Source organism: Cellulomonas sp. P5_C6 (genome assembly GCF_054049635.1).
In genome coordinates, this window is record NZ_JBFULZ010000294.1 from 1 (window position 1) to 3123 (window position 3123).

General features: G+C 71.3%; 4 protein-coding genes. All 4 read right to left on the reverse strand.

The window, feature by feature from the left end; all coding sequences use genetic code 11:
• On the reverse strand, window positions 1-1090 hold a 1090-nt coding region (locus ACXJKG_RS20295; RefSeq protein WP_456847528.1), incomplete at its 3' end, for an NADH-quinone oxidoreductase subunit L.
• Between the two features lie 6 nt (window positions 1091-1096).
• On the reverse strand, window positions 1097-1396 hold the full coding sequence (gene nuoK / locus ACXJKG_RS20300; RefSeq protein ID WP_456847529.1) for an NADH-quinone oxidoreductase subunit NuoK: 300 nt from the start codon (window positions 1394-1396) through the stop codon (window positions 1097-1099).
• Entirely contained in the window at window positions 1393-2334 is a 942-nt protein-coding gene (locus ACXJKG_RS20305) for an NADH-quinone oxidoreductase subunit J (RefSeq protein WP_456847530.1), read from the reverse strand. Before ACXJKG_RS20305 ends, nuoK begins: the two co-directional genes overlap by 4 nt.
• On the reverse strand, window positions 2331-3123 hold a 793-nt coding region (gene nuoI, locus ACXJKG_RS20310), incomplete at its 5' end, for an NADH-quinone oxidoreductase subunit NuoI (RefSeq protein ID WP_456847531.1). The genes ACXJKG_RS20305 and nuoI, both read right to left, overlap by 4 nt.

Consider the following 3123-nt stretch of genomic DNA (forward strand, 5'->3'; position numbering starts at 1 on the left):
GCAGGTGGAAGATCGCGAACGCGTACCCGACCGGCCCGAGACCCGCGGCCAGGATCATGTAGCCGATCTGCGACATGGTCGAGGCGGCCAGCGCCTTCTTGATGTCGTCCTTGGCGCAACCGACGATCGCCCCGAACAGCAGGGTGATCGCACCGACGATGACCACCACCAGCTGGGCCGTGGGCGCGGCGTCGAACAGCGGCGCCGACCGCACGATGAGGTAGACGCCGGCGGTCACCATGGTCGCGGCGTGGATGAGCGCGGACACCGGCGTCGGGCCCGCCATGGCGTCGCCGAGCCAGGACTGCAGCGGGAACTGCGCCGACTTGCCGCAGGCGGCGAGCAGGAGCATCAGCCCGATCGCGGTGAGCGCGCCCTGGCTGACGCTGCCGTCGACGCCGCTGAGCACGGTGCCGAAGTCGACCGCCCCGAACGTCGAGAACATGATGCCGAGCGCGATGATCAGGCCCAGGTCACCGATGCGGTTGGCGACGAACGCCTTCTTGGCGGCGACCGCGTACTCGGTGTTGTAGTTCCAGAAGCCGATGAGCAGGTACGACGCCAGGCCGACGCCCTCCCAGCCGACGAACAGCAGCAGGTAGCTGTCGGCCAGCACCAGGATGAGCATCGCCGCGACGAACAGGTTGAGGTAGGCGAAGAACCGGCGCCGGTCACGGTCGTGGTCCATGTAGGCCACGGCGTAGATGTGGATGAGCGTGCCGACGAACGTCACGAGCAGCACGAACGTCATCGACAGCGGGTCGAGCCGCATGCCCGCGTCGAGCTGGAACGCCCCGGCGTCGATCCAGGTGCCCAGGTGGACGTCCGTCACGCGGGCGTCGGCGGGGCGCTGCAGCATCGCGATGAACACGATCGCGGCGACGACGAACGACGCCGTCGACGCCAGCACGCCGAGCCAGTGGCCCCAGCGGTCGGACCGGCGCCCGGAGAGCAGCAGCACCGCGGCGCTGACCAGCGGCAGGCCGACGAGCAGGGGGGCGACGAGCAGGATGCCGCTCTTCACCGTCTCGCTCGCGGGCGCGATGGTGTCTGCAGGCAGGCTCGCCACCAGAGTTGTCAGGCTGTGCATCGCCCCTCAGCTCTTCAACAGGTTGATGTCGTCGACCGAGGCCGAGCGTCGGGTGCGGAAGATCGCCACGATGATGGCCAGCCCGACGACGACCTCGGCGGCGGCGACGACCATCACGAAGAACGCCATCACCTGCCCGGTCAGGTTGCCGTGGATGCGGGAGAACGTGACGAGCATGAGGTTCGACGCGTTGAGCATGAGCTCGACGCCCATGAACACGATGATCGCGTTGCGCCGCAGCAGGACCGTGGTCGCGCCGATCGAGAAGAGGATCGTCGCCAGCACGAGGTAGTGGGTGAGGCTCACCGTCCCCCCTCCTGTCCGATGGCGCCGTCGGGGCCGGTGGACGGCCCGTTCTGCCCGGTGTCGCTGACCGCCGCGCCCAGCTCGGGGGCGTTGACGGCGTGCCCGCCGAGGTCGGCCTCCGGCGGTGGGGTCCCCCCGCCGCGCACCACCGAGGCGCCGGCGAGCACGCGCTCGGTCCGGGCCGCGAACTCCTCGGCGTCGGCCTCCTGCCCGCGGATGCGCAGCACGCGCGGCACGGAGATCTCGAGCGGCTGACCGTCGGGACCCAGCGCCGGGACGTCCATCGCGTTGTGCCGGGCGTAGACGCCGGGGGCGGGCAGCGGCGTGAGGACGGCGCCGGCGGCCACGCGGGCGTCGGCGCGCTCCTTCTGGCCGACGCGTGGCGTGAGCCGCTGTCGGTGCGTGAGCACCAGCGCGCCCAGGGCCGCGGTGACCAGCAGGGCGCCGACCACCTCGAACGCGAACACGTAGTCGCCGAAGATGATGTGCGCGACGCCGGTCGGGTTGTTCGACGACAGCTCGCCGGCCAGCCCGAACACCTTGCCGTAGGTCGCGCGGCCGACCACGCCGACCAGCACCACGGCGAGCCCGATGCCGGCCAGCAGGCCGATCCATCGCTGCCCGCGGATGGTCTCCACCAGCGAGTCGGAGGAGTCGACGCCCACCAGCATGAGCACGAAGAGGAACAGCATCATCACGGCGCCGGTGTAGACGACCACCTGGACCACCCCGAGGAACACCGCGTCCTGCGCGACGTAGAGGAACGCCAGGGAGATCATCACGACGACCACGGCGAGCGCCGCGTGCACCGCCTTCTTGGCGAACAGCAGGCTGAGGGCCGCGAGCACCATGATCGGGCCGAGGGTCCAGAACAGGACCGCCTCGGCCGTCGTCGTCTCCCCCGACGCCAGCAGCGTCGCGCCCAGCGCGGCGCTCATCGGGTGCCCTGCTTCGTCGCTCCGGCCACCGTCGCGGCCATCACCGCGGCCGTGGGACCGGGCACGTTCGCCGCGTCCAGACCGGCGCCGCCGGGCAGCGTCGGGTCGTCGGGCCGGTGCTCCTTGACCCACGCGACCTGCGCCGGCGTGGAGCCGGTGACCTCGCCGCGGTAGTAGTCGGTGTCCGTCGTGCCCTCGACCATCGGGTGCGGTGCCTGCAGCATCCCGCTGCGCAGCGGAGCCAGGAGGTCCTGCTTCTCCCAGATCATCCCCGCGCGCGTCGGGCCGGCCAGCTCGAACTCGTTCGTCATGGTCAGCGCCCGGGTGGGGCACGCCTCGATGCACAGGCCGCAGAAGATGCAGCGCAGATAGTTGATCTGGTAGACGCTGCCGTACCGCTCGCCGGGCGACCGCTGGTTGTCGGGGGTGTTGTCGGCGCCCTCGACGTAGATCGCGTCCGCCGGGCACGCCCAGGCGCACAGCTCGCAGCCGATGCACTTCTCCAGCCCGTCCGCGTACCGGTTCAGCTGGTGGCGGCCGTGGTAGCGCGGCTTGGCCGGCACCTTCTCCGACGGGTACTGCTCGGTGACCGTCGGCCGGAACATGTTCGAGAGGGTGACGCCGAAGCCGCCCACGGGGGCGAAGAGGTCCTCGACCCAGCCGCGGGGCTCGATCATGGACTGGTAGCCCTCGGGCTGCGGGGCGGCGACCTCACCGGCGGGCTTGCGCGGCGCGACGGCCTTGCCCTTCGCGGGCGCGGCGGCCCTGCGCGCGGGCGCGGGCTTGCCG